Genomic DNA, 18,268 nt, shown 5'->3' with positions numbered 1-18,268 from the left:
GGAGTGCAGCAAATGTGTATCTCGCGGCTGCTTGCAATGGTTCAGCGCACAAAAAAACGCGAGGGATGATTCCCTCGCGCTGCGTTCAACTTTGGTCGAAAGCGATTGGTTGAATTCTATTTATTGCTTGGGCACTTCAAAATTGTACTCTCCACCGCTGGCCGGAATATCGATGTCGGTCGCATAGGTCGGAAAGAGCGGTTTGCCTGGACTGTGAAATGGGCTGTTGGACTCGTCATCGCCGTCGATCCCGTCATATCCGCGGATCGTTACATGGTAGGCGCCCCCGACGATTCCCTTGCCGCGAGGAGTTTCGTAACGACCGGCTTCAATTTTGCCGATCGTGCCGGGGCCAGTGGTTCCCTTGGCCGTGTCCGGTTCTAGGATGACGTCCCCTTCCGGAATTGGGTGACCATCGTAGGTGACTGTTCCGTACAGCGGTTCGCCAAATCCAGCTGATCCGCCGCAGCCAACCATGGTTGCAAGCAGTAACGAAGCAAGCAGTAAATTACGCATGATTGCCTCCTTAATTGTTAAAACCAGTGGTCGGGATGCCGTCAGCTCGTTTCGCCAAATTTTGCCCAATCAGCAAATCCAAGGTTTCAGGCAAAAAGTGAACCGATCCGTCATTAAATACAAACTGAGCGCCCCCAGGATGTCGACTATGGAAGACGCTTGTGATCGCTTCGCCACTGCCGCTGGGATCGCTGTTGATTTGGTAGCGGAAACCGGTCAGCGCTAACGCAATCGCATTCCCATCGTTTTTGCCGCTGGCCGCCCATGAGAAAGTTGCTCCCAGATCGCTTTCGCCAATTGCCATGACGTTGGAGGATCCATCGACGATATCCGCGAAACGTGTTCGTGAGTTTACATAGAGCGTTCCGTTGGCATAAAAGCGCCGGACTTTGCTGCTATGGCCTTGGCACGGCGATTCGCTATCGGGTCCGCCACCCTGAACTCCGCGATAGCTGAGCAAGTTGGCGTTCTCTGCGGAAGCCGGATCCGAAGGGCAGCGATATCCGTCGATAGGAGCGACAAACGCAGAATTTGGGCTCGGTACGTTGTAACTATCGCTAAAAAAGCGGCCCGAGTAAGTGCCGGCCAGATCAAACTGAGAATGCATATTCGCTTGTTCGATAAACGGCAAAATCAAGACCGTCCAAGGAGCGTGTCCAATGTGATTGGGCGTCGACATCGAATTGCACCAGTTCGTGGCGCTGTAGTTGATGTTTTTCTGTAGGGAGATGTAGCCCGACGGAAAGCTGCCGAACGTGTCGTGATAGTTATGCAGCGCCAATCCCATCTGCTTCAGATTGTTGCTGCAACTCATCCGCCGAGCCGCTTCTCGTGCTTGTTGCACCGCAGGCAACAGCAGCGCAATCAAAACACCGATAATCGCAATCACAACAAGCAATTCGACCAGGGTAAAGCCACGTCGCTGGGAGCTAATCTTCATGGGGGACCCCGCAAAAAGAGTATAGGAGCAATAGATAACAAAACTTAGGAAATATCGTACTCCGGCACTAGGCGTTCACAAAAGTAGGAAATGCTGGCATTAAGGGAAATAACTCTGCGAAAGTGCCTCCAAAATCACGTTTAAGAGAGCCTTATTAAAAGTCACACAGTGCTTGGTTGCGATTCGCGAGCCGGTTTTTTTGCAATAAAAAACAATCTCACCGCGAATTTTTCCTACTTTTAGCAGTCCGGCATAAGGCAGCCAAAGCAAGCGTGACGCTACAAAGTGAATTCGCAGAACTCCGCCTATAAAAAAACAGAATTCGACTTGACTGCCAAGCCGGGCAGGGAGGCTTGTCTTCTGTTGAGTTTACGGCGATTGAATTGGATGATTCCTTCGCCAGAGCGGCTAGGCAATCACGTTATGAACGCCGCATCTTTGGTTCGAGTTAGGCGAATAAGTCCTCAATTGAACGGCGCGAAAGTCCTTTCTCTCTGGTCCCCCCAGCAAAGATCGCGAACGATTTTCGTCGCAACTCCACCTAAACACTTGAACACCTGTCTGCGGTGTTGCACAATAGTGGCCACGTGGGTGGTTGGATTTTTGGGATAGGGGCCGGCATGCTTGCCAAACTTTTTACATATTCGTTGCTGGGCATCGACGCGGTGCCGGTGGATATCGAGGTCGACATCTCTCCGACGTCGATGCCCAAATTTGTGATGGTTGGTCTCCCCGAAGCGGCGGTTCGTGAGAGTATCCATCGCGTCGAACGCGCGATCGTGAACTCAGGTTACGTTCGTCCGCAGGACCGAGTGGTCGTTAACATGGCCCCAGCCGATCTACCCAAGAATGCCGCCGCGTTTGATTTGCCAATTTCGCTAGGGATTCTGGCAGCCAGCGGACAGATTCGTTCAGAACGTTTTGGTCAGTACGCGGTGGTGGGCGAACTGGCGCTTGACGGTACGATGCGGCCGATCAAAGGGGCGTTGTCGATGGCGATTCAGGCTGCTTCGATGGGGATGCAGGGTATTGTTATTCCAGCCGAAAATGGCGCCGAGGCGGCGGTGGTCGAAGATATCCAAGCCATTCCGGTTCGTTCTTTGACCGAAGCGGTTGGCTTTCTTTCGGGCGCGATCGACATCGACCCGGTCCCGCCGCGGATTGAAGAATATTTTCGACAGTACAGCAGCTACGAAGTCGACTTCGCCGATGTCCGCGGTCAAGAGATGGCCAAGCGCGCGCTGGTGATTGCGGCGGCCGCGGCGCACAATCTGCTAATGGTAGGACCACCAGGTTCGGGCAAGACGATGCTGGCCAAACGTGTCCCGTCGATCTTGCCTGATCTGACGCCTGGCGAGTCGGTGGAGACGACGCGGATCTACAGCGTAACCGGGCGACTTCCCGGCAATCAGCCGTTGTTAACGCAGCGTCCCTTTCGTTCGCCGCATCATACGATTAGCGAAGCGGGGTTGGTTGGCGGCGGCAATCCACCTTCGCCAGGTGAGATTTCCCATTCACACAACGGAGTTTTGTTTCTTGATGAATTGCCGGAGTTTCAGCGGCGCACCCTAGAAGTGATGCGGCAACCGTTGGAAGATGGCCAGGTCACAATCGCCAGAGCGGCCCGCAGCACAACCTTTCCGGCCGACTTTATGCTGGTCGCCGCGATGAACCCGTGCCCTTGCGGTTATCGCAACGATCCCCGTCGCGATTGCCGCTGCAACGTGCCGCAAGTCGAGCGTTATATTGGCAAGATCAGTGGTCCGCTGCTTGATCGAATTGACATTCAGATCGAAGTCCCAGCAGTTCCGTTTAGTGAACTAGCATCCAAGACGCCGGGCATTTCAAGCGAAGAAATGCGCGCTCAGGTGCTGGAGGCCCGCAAGATCCAAGCTCGCCGCTTTGTCGGCAGTCGTACCCGCTACAACGGGCAAATGTCATCCAGAGAGATTCGCAAGTATTGCCACTTGAACGAAGCGTGCGCGGCGCTGTTGAAACAAAGCGTCCATAGTCTGGGATTATCGGCCCGTGCGCATGACAAAGTGCTGCGAACGTCGCGTACAATCGCCGACTTGGATGGCTCGACGGCGATTGAAATTCCCCATATCAGCGAGGCGATAAATTATCGGATGTTGGATCGGGGAGTGGGGTGATATTCGTTATTCGGCCGCTGGGGTGAATTGAAACATGTAGATCTGCAGCGCATATCCAGTTGTTTCTTTGGCAAGCCGATTGCAGCAAGGTTGTTGCTTAGTGAAGATGATGTACACCGAGAGCCTGGATTGCATCAGGAGCGGAATCGCAAATCAACTAATCTTTGTCGGCGGTTTTTGGAATGCTGCGTACCTTTGATGCGCCGTTTGATTTTCATCAGGCTGATGGTGGAAAGCGGAAATTTTGTGAATGGGCGGAATCGCTCGCCGCGGGGTTTCGATCTCGGCCGCAGATCATTTCTGACCCGGTGTTTACCTACAAGTTGGGCGGCAAGTCGTGTCTACGGCAAATCGCCGATTTAAGTGATGCGCAGCCGGCCATTGTCTATCTCTCGAATGTGATCATGCATGCTGCGGTCTTGATTGTGGGAGAGGGGGATGTTTCAGGCGTCGAGCGGCCGTTTCAATACAAATCGATCGCCGCATTTATAGAGTCTCCTTATGTCTGCGGCTACGTGGTCGATCAGGTCAAAGCGGCGTGGGATGATACGACCATCGTCATTAGTGATTTTGCGTGCTTTCAGGACGAGCATGGTGAATTAGCGGACCGAGGGATGTTTCGCGTTTTGGTGAGAACGCCCGAGATTTTTGTATGCAATATCTTCGACTACGGCCGCTACTTTGCTCAGCGCGCCGTCTATGGAGAGCAAGCCACCTTTTTTCTGCCTGGCAACACGGGAGTCGATTATCTGGAGTCCGCTCAGCAGATGGAAAAATACTTGTTGCGCGAGTACTTGCTGGACCAGTCGGTCCCCTTCGCTACGCTAGGGGACGATCACATGGATGATGAGTTCGCCGTTTCTTATGGAATGGATGGTTGGCAGTGCGATGCAGATCAATTAGCGTTTGTCCGTTAGAATATCGACAGAGGTAGGGCTGATGTTATCTCCGATGATTCCAACACAGGAGCGAGTTAAATGCGAGACTCCGTAGTGCTTTTAGGCGCCGTGTTGCTAGGGGCGGCGCTGATGCAGTTTGCGCGTCTTGGTCTGGGCGAAATCTTGATTCTCTATGCGATCGCATTTGTGGCTGTTGTTTATTGGCGCCGATCTCGCGTGGTTGGTCAAAAGAAATAATGGCAAATTGTGGCAAGAGCTCTCCTCAGATCTATGTTTGGGTTAAATAGATGAAATTGCTCGCGAAACAATCGATCTCTAGAGAATTCGTTTCGATCTGCACACTAGTTCTGACCTTGTTCCTTGCACCACCAGCCCTTGCTGCCGAGCCCGAAGCTGCTGACACTGCGAGTGCATTGCCAGTCCGGCGATTGCCGCGCGAGAATCAACTGCTGTTTCATGATGCCGCTGGCAATCTTCAGCCGGTCAAAACAAGGGCCGATTGGGAGTCGCGCAAGCAGGAAACGCTGCAAGCCGTCACTGCGCTAATCGGCAAGCTGCCAGGCGACGAGCGACGTTGTCCGTTAGACGTGGAAGTCGAATCGGAAACCGACATGGAGAGCTATGTTCGCCGGCAGATCACGTTTCAGTCGGAGCCCGGCTGTCGCACCCCGGCATATCTGCTGATCCCGAAAGCGGCGCTGCAGCCATCGGCCGGCAAGTTTCCGGCTGTGCTCGCGTTGCATCCGACCCATAGCCAAGGTCCCCAAGAAATGGTCGGCTTGGGGGAGAGTCGCGAGCGGATGTACGCCAAAGAGTTGGCCGAACGCGGCTATGTGGTGATCGCGCCCTACTATCCGACGCTGGGTGGTTATCAGCCAGAGCTCAAAGAACAAGGGTGGGAAAGTGGTACGTTGAAATCGATCTGGGACAACAGTCGATGTCTGGATCTGCTCGACTCGTTGCCGTATGTGCAAAGCGGCAGGTATGCGGCGATCGGACATTCGCTGGGTGGCCATAATAGTGTCTTCATCGCTACGTTTGATCCGCGCATCGCTGTGATCATCAGCTGTTGCGGACTCGATTCGTTTGTCGACTACTACGATGGCGCCCCCGGAAATTGGGCGCCTGGTCGTGGTTGGTGCCAGGATCGCTACATGCCGAAGCTGGCCGGATATCAGGGGCGGCTGGAGGAAATTCCGTTCGACTTTTACGAATTAATCGCGATGCTGGCGCCGCGGCCGGTGCTGATCATCGCGCCGCTACGTGACAGCAATTTTAAAGCAGCGAGCGTCGATCGAATTGTGGCGGCGGCTCGGCCGGTGTTTGAACTTTATGGAGCGGCTGAAAAGCTTCAGGTCGCGCATCCTAATACCGAGCATACCTTTCCCATGGAGATGCACGAGCCAGCGTATCAACTGATTGATCAGGTGTTAAAACCCGCGGAGTAAATAGCCGCCGCAAATTAAACGCGAAGCCTCTTTAGGTTCGACAATGGATGCTGCAACCCCGGTGATCATGGTTGGTTTTGCGCTGGGGCTTTTCTTGCTTGAGCGTTTACTGCCGCTGCGGCAACCGACGCGTGCGCTTTGGCGGCGAGTCTTGGTCAATTTTGTCGTCTCTGCTTTGGCGCTGTTGGTCGCAGCATTGATTGTACAGCCGGCGGCTGCCTGGATGTTGGGTTCCGAGGCCGTGCGGTTTGGCGTGTTGCGCTGGGTCGAAGTTCCTGCTTGGTTAAATATTGTGATTGGCTTCTTGTTGCTCGATCTCTCGTTTTACTACTGGCATCGGCTCAATCATCGGATCGGATTTCTGTGGCGGTTTCATAATGTCCATCACATCGATCCCGATATGGACGTCTCGACCGCGTTTCGCTTTCATTTTGGAGAAGTGGCTTTGTCGGCGTTGTTTCGCATTGTGCAGGTGACGTTGATCGGCATGTCGCTAGAGGCCTATCTGATTTACGAATTTGTGTTTACGGCCAACACGATGTTTCATCACAGCAATCTGCGCTTGCCGATTGGATTGGAACGCTGGTTGAACCTTTGCCTGGTGACTCCCCGGATGCACGGGATTCATCACTCGCAGCGTGAGCACGAGACGAACTCTAACTATTCGGTCGTGCTTCCTTGGTGGGACCGGCTACATCGCAGCCTTCGGCTGAACGTCTCGCAGGACGAAATCAAGATCGGCGTGCCGGGCTACTCACAGCCAGAAGACAATAGGCTGTGGAGTCTGTTGCTGATGCCGTTTAGGCGTCAGCGGGACTATTGGGACGTGCCAGAGGAGCAAATCGCAGAGCAAGCGAGCGACTCTGGGGCAGCGGATCGTGCCAGGTTAGCAGAATAATGGACAGTGAGCTGTCATTTGTTTGGGAAGAGAAAAGTATGTCGATGACCGATTTGTCTTCGTGCTGCTGGCGATTGCAGGAAGGGATTCTGACGAACGAAGAAACACCAGGTTTACAGGGGGCGAAGTCTGCCGAAATACGAATTACTCGCACGGAGGTCAGCAATCAGCAAATCGATCAATTTGCTGCGATGCTGTACTTTCTGGAAGTATGGAATTGGCGTGACGACTACAATCCTGATGAATGCGGCCTGGCAATCTATGGCGGAACCGGTTGGAGTTTCACCGCCCATCTCGGTCAACAGGCATGTCGCGCCGGCGGTGAGAACGCCTATCCGTCATTCGACGATCCGAAGCACGCAGCTCTGCAGCAGGAGCGGTATGGCGTGCTGTTAAGCGCCTTGCGAACGTTGTTGTGCCGGGATACCTAGCTTTTCTCGGGAGAGTAGGGGGAGTTTTTATCCTACTGTTTTAACCCCTTCGGCACGCCATCCGGATACTCTTCCTTGATCACATCTTTAATATAGGAGACGCGGTTGGCTGGTTTCGGATGGGTGCTAAGAAACTCTGGCGGGCCTTCCCCCCCAGCGCGTTCTAAGATTTCCATCACTCCGATCATCGCGTTGGGATCATAGCCAGCGAGTCCCATGAGCTTGACGCCCCATTGGTCCGATTCTAGTTCGTCTCCGCGGCCATACTTCATGTTGATAAACTGGCCGACCATCTGCGCCATACGGGCACTGTTGACGTCGCCACCGGCGACGCCTGCGGCTCCTGCCAGACCTTGCGTCAGGTTTTGCTTGGCCATTTGTTGCGCGCCGTGACGGGATAGAACGTGTCCCATCTCGTGGCCGAGGACGCCTGCGAGCTGACCATCGGTTTCAAATTCTCGGTACAGGGCCGCTGTCACAAAGACTTGTCCGCCGGGTAGGGCGAATGCATTGACTGTTTGCGAATCGGCTAGCAAGTGAAACTCGAACGGAAAGGGATTCTGACGCCCTTGCTGTGACAAGTCACGATTGAGCGCTTGCAGCAGCTCGCCGCCGATGCGATCGACGCGAGCTTGCGCGTCTTGCTCTGGCAACTCTCCACCATGTTGGGCGACCATTTCTGGCGCCGCTTGCAAACCGAGGGCAATCTCTTGTTCGGTGGTCAGCGCCACGCGTTGGTCTTCGCCGGTGATCGGGTTTTGGTCGCTCGCCAGATAATAGGACACGACCGAAAAGAGGGCGACAATCGCCGCGATAGCAAGCCGTATCTTCCACGAAGAACCGCGCGTATAGGCCATGAGAATCAACCTAAGTTGCAAGAGTGGGACTGGGAGTGACGCTGGGCGATTGTGTCGCCAATTGATGAATAAATCTTAGCTTTTCGATCACTGGCGACGAAAGAACGAACGGATAGCTGTCAGCTTGACCTAGAGAGCGGTTGGCGCTGTTCAAGACGTGAGCCAGTGACAACCAGAGATTTATCATATCATCGATCGAAACCTCTCTTGCAGCGGCCGCGCTGAAATTTAGGCTTAGACGCTCTTTCCGGTTGTGCAGGGAAGGAATCGAAATTCCACACGACGAAGCCATCTCTAACGCATCGACAACGTGCAAATAGTGAGCCCATGATTCTGCCCAATCTTCCCACGAGTGGCTGGCCGCATAAGAGGAGATGTAGTTGTCCTGCCAGCCGTCCGCTGGACCGCCCGCATAGTGCTGTTTTAGCGCTTCGCCGTAATCTTGCGTTTCGTCGCCAAATAGTTTGCGGTAGGCTTCTAGGTGCGGCGTATCCCGAATTAGACGTTCCCAATAGTAATGTCCCGATTCGTGCCGGAAGTGGCCCAGCAAAGTTCGGTAAGGTTCTCCCATCGAGACCCGGCGGCTTTCTCGTTCGGCGTCATCGGCTTCGGCGATGTTTAATGTGATGAGGCCGTCAGCATGGCCGGTAAGAACCTTTTTATCTGACTGAGGATCATCCGCCAGAAATCGGAATGCGAGTCCGGTCTCTGCATCCTTTATTTTAGGAATGGTCGGCAGACCGAGCGACATTAGCGTATAGAGCAGACGCCGTTTGGCGGTTTCGACTTTGCTCCAAAGGGCCAGGCTGGTCGCTTGGCGCAAGTCGGGGATCGTTTCGGTGAACTGACAGGAAAAGCAGATCTTCTGGTCGCTGTCGGCTGCAATCAGCCAATTGCAGACATTATGTTGTACATCGTTCTGACAACGGCGGAAGAGTTCTGGACGGTCTGGCTCGACAGATTTCCAGTGCTCGGCAGAGTCGTCGGTCGGGATGATGGTGGTCATCGCCAGGGTGGCTGGATCAAAAGCAAGTCGCTGTTTACAGCCAAGACACGAGTTGTTTTCAAAATAGACCAGCTCGCCGCAGTCATCGCAGAGAAATAGTCGCATAACAAATCGTCTCGGTTCATAGATGGAAGAAGTTGCGCACGCCGATATCGTATCGATTATCGCCGATGCGGAAGCGGAGATCGTAACGCATCTTTGGGGCCAAGTCTCGTAGAAATCGTTTTGTCCGGTCAATTTGGTCGTACGATGCATCTTTCGGCTTCGCCTGTGGCAGGCGGTTGATCGCCGTGGTCGATCGACTATCGGAGAATATTTTTCCCAGACCCAAAGTGTCGCTTAATGTTGGTAGGCAAGGATCGCCAGCTGGGGTATCCCACGTTGCCGGCATCGCACGACTTCCTAGCGATATATGGGCGTTAGTCGGCTGGAAAATAACATGCTGGGTTAAATGAGTAGAGTGGGCGGGGGTGTTTTGGCTGGTTGGTTACTTTTGCCGGTTGAGAAGCTCTATTTCTTTACCGAAAAGAATCCGGATAGGCGGAATTTTCAAATTCCGCTAAACTGGCCAAATAGGTAGGCGCCAGCACTAAACTTGCTGGCGGCCATCTCGACAGACAACCGCGCAAGGAGGCGCAACAATATGACTCCAGGTGCGTCGTTCCGTTTTCTTCAATCGGGCGACTTCCATCTTGATCAGCCGCTCGGAGGGCTTCCCTCGGTGCCAGACCATTTGCGCACGCTTTTTTGCGAGGCGCCACGTCGTGCTGCGCAGCAAGTGGTCGAGACGGCGATGTTGCACGAGGTCGATTTTGTTGTCTTAACCGGCGATTTGCTCGATCCGCGACTATCTAGTCCGCGTACCATCGGCTGCTTGTTGGAGTTGTTCGCGCAACTAGAAACCGCCGGTATCAACGTCTATTGGGCCGGCGGCGACGCCGATCCTCCTTCGCGTTGGCCTTCGTGCGTCGCATTGCCGAAGAACGTGCATGTTTTTCGGCCCGGCTTGCCGCAGACCGTTCACTTTGAACATGACGGCGAAGCGATCGCAGCGATCATCGGTCAGGCGAACTCTGGCGGAGAGGTCCGCATCGGCGAATTTCGCCCTTCCGCTTCCGGCTTGTTCACCATTGCCGTCGCCTATGGTGAAGTCGAAGATGGCGCGATCAGCCGCCATGATATCCCGTATTGGGCTCTGGGCGGCGAAGAGATGCGCAAGAAGCATCGCACCGCACCAAAGTACGCGATCCATGCAGGATCGCCGCAAGGTCGGCGTCCGCTGCATGTTGGTCAGCGCAGTTGCACCGTGGTTGAGGTCAATGAAGCAGGCGAGATTTCGACCGATGCGATCGCCACCGATGTTGTCCGCTGGCAAAGCGAGCTGGTGGAAATCGCGAACTGCGAATCACCGGACGAATTGGAAAAGGTGCTGAAGAATCGGCTGCGGACGCTCGTCTCAGGCAAAGGTCGCCGACAACTGTTGGTGGATTGGCGAGTTGTCATCGAAGGAAAAGCGTCAAAAAAACTGATGTCCGAGGCATTGTGGCAACACACCATCGACATGCTGAACAAAGAGTTTGGCGGCGAAGAGTCTGGCGCTTGGACGTATGAATTGACGATCGAATCGGCTTCGGTGATTCCCGAAGCGTGGTATCAGGAGCAAACCATTTGCGGCGACTTTTTGCGGCTGACGCGCGAATTGCTCGCGGATCCTGAGATCCCCATTGAATTGACCGAATTATTAGGCGAAGACCGTCGCGGCACGCAGTTGGCCGAAGCGGTGCAGATTGAAACCAGGGAAGTTCGTCGTAAGGCGCTGCACGAAGCACGCCGGATGGGCGTACAAGCCTTGCGGATCGACGACTAGGAACCGCCAACATGCAACTAAATCAAGTCAATATCGATGGTTTCGGCGTTTGGCGTGGGCTTCGTATCGAAGAGCTCTCGCCAACGGTCACCGTATTTTTTGGCCATAACGAAGCGGGCAAAAGCACGCTGCTAAACTTCCTGCGGACGATGCTGTACGGCATCGATCTGTCGGAAGAACGGCGCTATTTGCCGCCGGTCAACGGCGGGCAGCCCGGCGGTTCGCTCAATATCCGCGGCACTCTCGGTCGCTTTCAAGTGGTTCGGCTGTGGGACGAACGGACATTTGAAGAAAACGCCTGGATCGTTGCGCCGGATGGTTCGCGCCAAAGTCGGACGCAGTTGGAAGCGTTGCTCGAAGGGGTTGATCGCTACACCTACAATAATATTTTTGCAGTCGGTCTGCGTGAAATTCAGTTGCTGGCGACGCTGGACGACAGTCACGCAGCACAAAAGATCTACGAACTGACCAGCGGTTTGGATCGCATTTCGTTGGCCGAAGTGGTCCGACGACTCGAAATTTCGCGTGAAGCGCTCATTTCGCATAATGGGGCCGACTGCATCGTTGACCAGTTGCTGGATCAACATCTTTCGCTGAAGAAAGAAGTCGACGAGCTCCGCTCTGCGACCCAACAGTGGGGCCAAGTGCTGCAACAACAGCGCAGCGCCGCCGTCCAGATTGATCAGCAGCAGCAAAAGTCGGTCGCAATTACTGAGCGGACCGAGTTCATCGAACTGGCCGAGGATCTCCGCGGCGAAATCGAACGTCGCGAAGTGCTCTCGACCAAGATCGAGGAAGCCGGCGAGATCCCCGATGTGGTTGAAGAGCGTTTGAATCAGTTGAACCAACTGCGCGAACGCGTTTCACGTCGCAAAGGTCGCTGTACCGAATTGCGGGCCAGTTATAAGGCGCTGTTTACTGAGCACGAGTCGATTCCTCTCAACCGAGAGTTGTCGCGGCATGCCGCGCGCGTCGATGCGTTGGGCGAACAACGCCACTGGATTGTCGCGATTCGCAAGCAGATCACCGGCGTCAAAGAAGAGATCGACGATGTTCAGCGCGAGATCGAAGCGGCCTGGGGCAACACCGGCGTCACGCTGGGCCAAGGTCGCCGTCCCGATCTGACCCCCAAGCAGCTGAAGTCGCTCAAAGCGCCGATGCAGACGCTGGAGCAAGAGGTATTACGGCACGAAGAGTCGAAGCGAACCGTCTCGTCGCATGAAGATGAACTTGAGACGGTAAAGACCGAAGTCGAAAAGTCGCTCGCTAACCTGGGCGAAGAGGATCTCAGCGTCGCGATCGACAGAGCAGGCGAACTAGTCAACTTGCTCCGTCGCCGCATCCAGGTCGAAGAAAAGATCGACAAGCTGGAGTTCCAGCGTCGCGAAGCCGAAATCGAATCGGCCGATTTGCTAGAGAACCAAATCCTGCCGCGGCCATTGTTGGCCCTGTTGGGTTTGACCTTTTCAGTCGGCGTACTGCTGATCTTACTGTTCATTTTTGGCGCCGCGATCAGCATCCCCGAAATCTCCGGGACGCTTCCCTTGTTTGGTTGCGTCTTTATCTTCGGGGTGATCTTCACCAAGGTGACGATGGAACGCTCGGTGAAGCAAAACTTGACCGGCGTCCGACGACAGTTTGAGTTAGTCAATGTACAACTCCGCAAATCGGTCGAAGAACGCAACGAGTTTGATCAGGTGTTGCCGAAAGGGGGTGGCCCGCTGGTGGCTCGTCTGCAATCGGCTGAAGATCACCTGGCCCATCTCGAAAGCCTGATTCCGCTTGGCAATCGTGCCGGCGAAGCGAAGCAAAAGAGCGACTACGCGTCAAAGACGATTCAAGACGCCGAGTTGGCGGTCAACAATGCTCGCCGTCGCTGGCGCGATGCGCTGCGAGCCCTCGACCTGCCGGATGATCTGCAGCCGGATCGGATCAAAGTTCTGGCCCGCATCCTGGCCCATATCCAGGACAAACGCAAAGAACTGAAGACCCTGCAGGATCAAGAGCGGCAGCGTACCGAAGAGCTGAACGCGGTGGAAACCCGTATCACGCAGTTGGCTAGCGAGCTGGGATTGAAGAACGTCCAGGGTGGGCTAGAGCAACTAGATCGTCTTCAGGCCGAGCTTGAGCGTCAACAAACCCAATCTGAGCTGCGTACCGATCTGCGCGGCCGCGCCCAAAAGATCAAAGACGAATTCAAGAAGACTGCCGGCGAAATGCGCAAAGCCGCCAAGCAGCGGCAAGAGATCTTGGACGAAGCTGGTGTCGAAGACGAAGAAGGCTACCGCAAGCTGCTCGACAAAGCGAACCGGATCAACGGCTTGCTGTTGGATTTGGAAGAGGTCGAAGCCAAGATTGTCACCAAGCTAGGCGGTACGCCGCTGGAGATGGTCGAAGAGTTCCTGGCCGAACGATCGGCCGCTGACGCCGAGAAAGAACTGGCCGAGCTGCTGCAAGAGTTTGAACAAACTCAGCGGAGCCTGAAAGAAGGCTTTGAGCGTCGCGGCGAGTTGAAATCCCAACTGGAGGCGCTGGAAGAAAACGATCGTTTATGCTTAGCTCAGTTAGAACTGAATGAAGTCGCCACGCAGATCGAACAAGCGATCGAACGCTGGCAGTCGTTGGCCGTGACGGCCAACATCTTGGATCAGATTCGCCGCATCTACGAGACGCAGCGTCAGCCGGAGACGCTCAAGATGGCGTCGATCTTCATGGACAAGCTGTCGATCGGCAAGTACGTTCGCATCTGGACGCCGCTTAGCGAGAACACGCTTTACGTCGAAGACGCCAAGGGACGCTCCAAGTCGCTTGAGCATTTAAGTGAAGGGACGCGTGAGCAGGTCTTCCTTAGCGTTCGTCTGGCGTTGGTTCGCACCTTCGCTCGTCAAGGTCGCGTACTGCCGGTGATCTTGGACGACGTGATGGTCAACTTTGACACGAAACGGTGCAAAGCGACCGCCGAAGTCTTGATGAGCTTTGCCGCCGAAGGACATCAAACGCTTGTCTTCACCTGCCATGAGCACATCATGGAGATCTTCCAGAACCTTGGCGGAGACGTTCGCGTATTACCGCAAGTGACGGGAGTTTGCCGACCCGAACCTGCTCGTCTGCCGGCGCCTGCGGCAGTCGTGGAGGAAGAAGTTGTCGAAGAGTATGTCGAGCCGGAACCGGTCGTCGAAGAGCCGATCATCATTCCGCCCCCTCCCAAGAAAAAGCCGTTCAAGCTGGTGTTGCCGATCATTCCCTACCTGGAAGTTTATCCGCTCACCAATAGCATCAAGCCGAAACCGATCGTTGTCGACGAAGATCTGTCGCTCGCCGATACAGGCCCAATCGAGGAGCCTGAAATGCAGCCGATCAAACTGATTGACGCCGAGTATTACCTCGAACGGAGCGAGCACGAAGAACCAGAACCGGAACCCGTTTTCGAGCTGGTCGCCAACACCGACTACGAGCTAAAAGCTGCTGCTGAAGTTGACATGGTTAGCATCGCCCTTGAAGACCTGTTGGATGAGCCAGAACCGGCGATCCAGAACATCGAGATCCCGCTGCCGATTGTCGCGATTCCCGAATTGGTCGATCTGGTGATCGAAGTAAAGTCGGAGCCTGAACCTAAGCCGCAACCAGCGCCGCTGCCTGAACCAGAGCCGCAAGTGGTCGCCAAGCCAGAACCGAAACCGGTTCCCCCGTTGCCGAGCCGTCCACGCCCCGCCGAGAGCGGCTTCGGTTGGGATTCGCCGAAGATCTGGTGGGAAGGCCATCCCGATTTGGATCCAGCCCTGTTACGAAAAAAGCAGCAAGAAGGCGCTGCCTAAGATGGGGTCAGGCCTCGCCCTGACCAGGCAGGCCTATCCCCGTTTCTCGCCGCTCTTTGCTTTGGCGCGCGGCGACTTCGCCATTTGGGCAGACTTGGCGGCGCTTTCTGCCTGGCCGGTGATCTCGTATAAAAATCGACTCGTATCGGTAGGGCGTGGTTTTCCCCATCGTTTACGTGATGTCGCAAGTGAGAAGGTGAGTCGATCTTGGGCTCTGGTAATGCCGACATAGCAAAGTCGGCGTTCTTCTTCGACCGCGGCTCCCTCTTCTTTAACACTGCGCGCGTGGGGCAAGATTCCCTCCTCCATCCCGACCAGATAGACGTTCTTAAATTCAAGCCCTTTGGCTGCGTGCAGCGTCATCAGAACGACTCCGTTGCGTTGCAACTGTTTTTCTTTCTCGTTGTCAAAGTCGCCGCCAGAGAGCGCCGAGTCGTCGAGGAATCCGCTGAGCGTCGGCTTTTTCTTATTGGTCTCAAAGGCGCTGACGGCGTTGACGACTTGCTCAATCGCCATCTCGCGCGATTCACGTTCGTTGGGATCGGGATAAAGCCGTTCGAGCTCTTTCTGGTAGGCGATGTCGCCGATCAACGAACGCATCACGTGCGACATGGGTTCGGTTTCAAACCGCTTTTGATATCGGCGAATCAGGGACGAAAAGTCGATCACTGCATTGGCCGCATTCTCGGAGATGTTCCGGATCGAACGCACTTTGGGAAAGACTTCCCACAGTGGTACTCCTTCGGTCACCGCGGTGTCCATCAGCGTTTTGACCGTCTGTTGGCCGATGCCCCGCGGCGGCGTATTCAAGATTCGCAGCAGCGCAACCTCGTCGATCGGCGAATGGATCACCTTCAAGTACGAGATTAAATCGCGTACTTCTTTGCGGTCAAAGAACGACATGCCGCCAATCAAGATGTAAGGGATCTTCATGCTGCGCAGTTGTTGCTCAAACGCGCGCGGTTGCTCGTTGGTGCGAAACAAGATCGCAAAGTCACGCGGCTCAAACTCGGGCTCCAGCAGCTTCCGGCCGATGTCTTTGACCACTTCTTCCGCTTCTTTTTCTTCGTCTTTAAACTGCCAGATCTGCGGGCGATCGCCGCCAAAGCGGGCCGCTTCTAAATCCTTGTCGTAACGTGTCGAGTTAAATTGAATTAGCCGATTGGCCAGCTCCAAGATCGCGGCGGTGCAGCGATAGTTGTCTTTCAGATAAATCACTTTGGCTTCGGGCCAATCGGTCTGAAAACGCAAAATGTGCTGCACTTCGGCGCCGCGCCACGAGTAGATCGATTGATCGTCATCGCCGACCACGCACAGGTTGCGATGCGCTTCGGCCAGCCCGCGTACGATGCGATACTGACTGCCGTTGGTGTCTTGATATTCGTCGATCATCAAGTGATCAAACTGCGACGCTTCTTCGTCACGAATATCGTCATGCTCGGTGAACAGTTCTTCGGTCAATAGCAGCAGATCGTCAAAGTCGACGGCGCCGCAGGTCTTCAGCGAATTTTGATATCGGCGGTAGGCCATCGCTGAGAGATGTTCTTTGTCCGTTTGGGCATGTCCGACTGCTTCTGGTGGACGAATCCCGGCGGTCTTCCAGCGGCTGATGTTGTTCAACGCGTCGCCGGGGCGTAGCGATTCGTTGGGAACGCGAATCTCTCGCAATGCGGCGCGTATCACCGATTCTTGATCGCCGCGGTCATAGATCGCAAATTTCAGCGGATATCCCAGACGGTTGATATGCCGCCGCAACACGCGCACGCAATGCGAGTGAAAGGTGGAAACAACTGGTTGCTCCGTCGCTTTTTTGCCGAGCAAACCGAGTGCGCGTTCGCGCATTTCAGCCGCTGCTTTGTTGGTGAAGGTCACCGCCAAGATCCGGCTCGGCCGGACCCCATGCTTGATGAGGTTAGCGATCCGAAACGTCACGACGCGGGTTTTGCCGCTGCCGGCTCCGGCCAGCACCAACATCGGGCCTGAAAGCGTGTTGACTGCGTCAAGTTGGGCCTGATTAAGTCCGCTCACGGGGGCCGTACTTCCTTGCACCGAGAGAACCAAGAGACGAAGCGTTTACTTCTGACGTGAAAGCATCTGGTCAGTCCTGAAAGATCGTAGTTCGCCAGACGCCGTCTCTGCAACCGGGGGCCGCCTGATGGCCGCTGTGCAAGCACGGGAAATGGGGTTGGATAAAAATGCTTTAATTCGGGTAGACTGCGCCCTTCAGGCGAAACCTGCCAGCTTGGTGTCTCCGCTACTCGGGCTTGACTCCCCTTGCGCAGTGCTTCTATATTCACGGTTTGGACTCTAAATCTAAGTGTCGGTTACTGTTAAGTAGCTTTCCACTCCCATCGATCCCTCTACCCCTCCAACTTCGTCATGAAAAGCGAACGCCGCCACGAACTGCAGAAAAACGAGCTGGAGCAAGCCCTCGAAAAGGGGATGGAGCAGATGGGCCCTCAGGCCAAGATCATCGCCGGCATCACAATTGCGGTGGTTGTCGCGGTGATCGCGGTGATGTGGTTCCAGTATCAGCAAAAAATTGCGCGAGCCAGCGGTTGGGGAGAGCTGTTTACCGCTTCTTCGATGATGATGCAGCAAGGGGCCGAAATGACCCCGGCTCTCGAAGAAGTCAGCAGCGCCTACCAAGGTCGTCCGGCTGGCGCGTGGGCCGATCTCTTTTTGGGATATGACCTGTATCGCCAAGGTTTGGAAAAAGAATTTACGCAGCCGCAAGACGCCAAAGACGCTTTGGAACGATCAATTAAAGCGTTTCAAAGTGCCGACAAAGGGGCCGATGTACCCGAGCTGAAACAACGCGCCTTGTGGGGGATCGGTCAGTCGAGCGAAGTGCTGGCGACGCCCGAAAGCTTGAAAACCGCGCTCGCAACCTACGAGGAACTTGCGACCCAATGGCCCGATTCGCCGTTTGGCAAATGGGCAAGCGAGCGCGTTGAATTGCTGAAAAGCAAAGGCGCCGAGGAATTTTATACCTGGTTTCGCGAACAAGATTTTGCTCCTAAGGCCTCGCCGACTTCCGGCATCTTCAATCAAGACCTGCCGAGTGATCCAGACATGACGTTGCCGTCGCGCGATGCGCTGACGCGACCAGGCGATACGCTGGGCGCGCCTGCTGGGGCAGGCGGGATGAACTCGCCCATCAATCTGCTGCCTGCTTCCGGATTGCCGCAGCCGGGTGAAGGGGACGCGATGCCGAAGCCGGAAACGCCTGCATCTGCTACGGATGCTGCGGCGCCAAGTGCTCCGCCAACCGCCGAAGAAAAATCAGCCGCCGAGAAACCAGCCGCCGAAGTTCCCCAGACTGAGCCGGCCGCCGAAACTCCGGCGAAGACCGAAGAAAAGCCTGCTGCTACCGAACCTGCTACGACGGAGCCGGCGACCGAAGCAGCATCAGCCGCCGAGTCAGGCAAGTAATCG

General features: G+C 55.1%; 15 protein-coding genes. 9 read left to right on the top strand and 6 right to left on the bottom strand.

Annotation, left to right across the window (positions count from 1 at the left end; all coding sequences use genetic code 11):
• Positions 1-120: 120 nt before the first annotated feature.
• On the bottom strand, positions 121-516 hold the full coding sequence (locus SH421x_RS18145; protein WP_488851124.1) for a hypothetical protein: 396 nt from the start codon (positions 514-516) through the stop codon (positions 121-123).
• A gap of 10 nt (positions 517-526) precedes the next feature.
• Positions 527-1,456, bottom strand: coding sequence for a DUF1559 family PulG-like putative transporter (locus SH421x_RS18140; protein WP_488851122.1), 930 nt, complete (start codon positions 1,454-1,456; stop codon positions 527-529).
• 620 nt (positions 1,457-2,076) lie between these two features.
• Between SH421x_RS18140 and SH421x_RS18135 the strand changes: the two genes are divergently transcribed.
• The 6 genes from SH421x_RS18135 to SH421x_RS18110 all read left to right on the top strand — a co-directional run bounded on the left by SH421x_RS18135 (position 2,077) and on the right by SH421x_RS18110 (position 7,285).
• Positions 2,077-3,609 carry a YifB family Mg chelatase-like AAA ATPase gene (locus SH421x_RS18135; protein ID WP_488851120.1) on the top strand — a complete coding sequence of 511 codons (1,533 nt, stop codon included), beginning with the start codon at positions 2,077-2,079 and terminating at the stop codon, positions 3,607-3,609.
• A 182-nt stretch (positions 3,610-3,791) separates the two neighbouring features.
• Positions 3,792-4,526, top strand: a complete 735-nt coding sequence (locus SH421x_RS18130; protein WP_488851118.1) for a hypothetical protein — start codon at positions 3,792-3,794, stop codon at positions 4,524-4,526.
• Positions 4,527-4,586: 60 nt separating this feature from the next.
• Positions 4,587-4,745, top strand: coding sequence for a hypothetical protein (locus tag SH421x_RS18125; protein ID WP_488851116.1), 159 nt, complete (start codon positions 4,587-4,589; stop codon positions 4,743-4,745).
• A 50-nt stretch (positions 4,746-4,795) separates the two neighbouring features.
• Positions 4,796-5,956: an alpha/beta hydrolase family protein gene (locus SH421x_RS18120; protein WP_488851114.1), complete on the top strand. Its 1,161-nt coding sequence runs from the start codon at positions 4,796-4,798 to the stop codon at positions 5,954-5,956.
• A 43-nt stretch (positions 5,957-5,999) separates the two neighbouring features.
• Positions 6,000-6,854: a sterol desaturase family protein gene (locus SH421x_RS18115; RefSeq protein WP_488851112.1), complete on the top strand. Its 855-nt coding sequence runs from the start codon at positions 6,000-6,002 to the stop codon at positions 6,852-6,854.
• 44 nt (positions 6,855-6,898) lie between these two features.
• Positions 6,899-7,285, top strand: a complete 387-nt coding sequence (locus SH421x_RS18110; protein WP_488851110.1) for a hypothetical protein — start codon at positions 6,899-6,901, stop codon at positions 7,283-7,285.
• A 32-nt stretch (positions 7,286-7,317) separates the two neighbouring features.
• On the opposite strand, the gene SH421x_RS18105 is transcribed toward SH421x_RS18110, so the two are convergent.
• From SH421x_RS18105 to SH421x_RS18095, 3 genes are read right to left on the bottom strand one after another with little or no spacing between them, the layout of a single operon-like run.
• Complete coding sequence (locus SH421x_RS18105) at positions 7,318-8,142, bottom strand: M48 family metalloprotease (RefSeq protein WP_488851108.1); 825 nt, start codon at positions 8,140-8,142, stop codon at positions 7,318-7,320.
• 10 nt (positions 8,143-8,152) lie between these two features.
• Positions 8,153-9,253, bottom strand: a complete 1,101-nt coding sequence (locus SH421x_RS18100; RefSeq protein ID WP_488851106.1) for a zinc-binding metallopeptidase family protein — start codon at positions 9,251-9,253, stop codon at positions 8,153-8,155.
• A 16-nt stretch (positions 9,254-9,269) separates the two neighbouring features.
• A complete protein-coding gene (locus tag SH421x_RS18095) occupies positions 9,270-9,539 on the bottom strand; it encodes a hypothetical protein (RefSeq protein WP_488851104.1) in 270 nt (89 codons plus the stop codon).
• Between the two features lie 252 nt (positions 9,540-9,791).
• On the opposite strand from SH421x_RS18095, the gene SH421x_RS18090 reads away from it, so the two are divergent.
• On the top strand, positions 9,792-11,015 hold the full coding sequence (locus SH421x_RS18090) for a metallophosphoesterase family protein (RefSeq protein WP_488851102.1): 1,224 nt from the start codon (positions 9,792-9,794) through the stop codon (positions 11,013-11,015).
• Between the two features lie 11 nt (positions 11,016-11,026).
• The gene (locus SH421x_RS18085; RefSeq protein ID WP_488851100.1) at positions 11,027-14,830 is read left to right on the top strand and encodes an AAA family ATPase; all 3,804 of its coding nucleotides are present in this window, start codon (positions 11,027-11,029) and stop codon (positions 14,828-14,830) included.
• Positions 14,831-14,863: 33 nt separating this feature from the next.
• Here SH421x_RS18085 and SH421x_RS18080 read toward each other — a convergent pair whose 3' ends face one another.
• Positions 14,864-16,858, bottom strand: a complete 1,995-nt coding sequence (locus tag SH421x_RS18080; RefSeq protein WP_488851098.1) for an ATP-dependent helicase — start codon at positions 16,856-16,858, stop codon at positions 14,864-14,866.
• Positions 16,859-17,209: 351 nt separating this feature from the next.
• Here SH421x_RS18080 and SH421x_RS18075 point away from each other — a divergent pair, with 351 nt between their 5' ends.
• Positions 17,210-18,265 (top strand): tetratricopeptide repeat protein, encoded by a 1,056-nt coding sequence (locus SH421x_RS18075; RefSeq protein WP_488851096.1) that lies wholly within the window; start codon positions 17,210-17,212, stop codon positions 18,263-18,265.
• Positions 18,266-18,268: the final 3 nt, after the last annotated feature.

It is taken from the genome of Blastopirellula sp. SH421, assembly GCF_057808535.1.
Note: the sequence above shows the minus strand (reverse complement) of the source record. Positions and strands in the feature narration are given on the sequence as shown.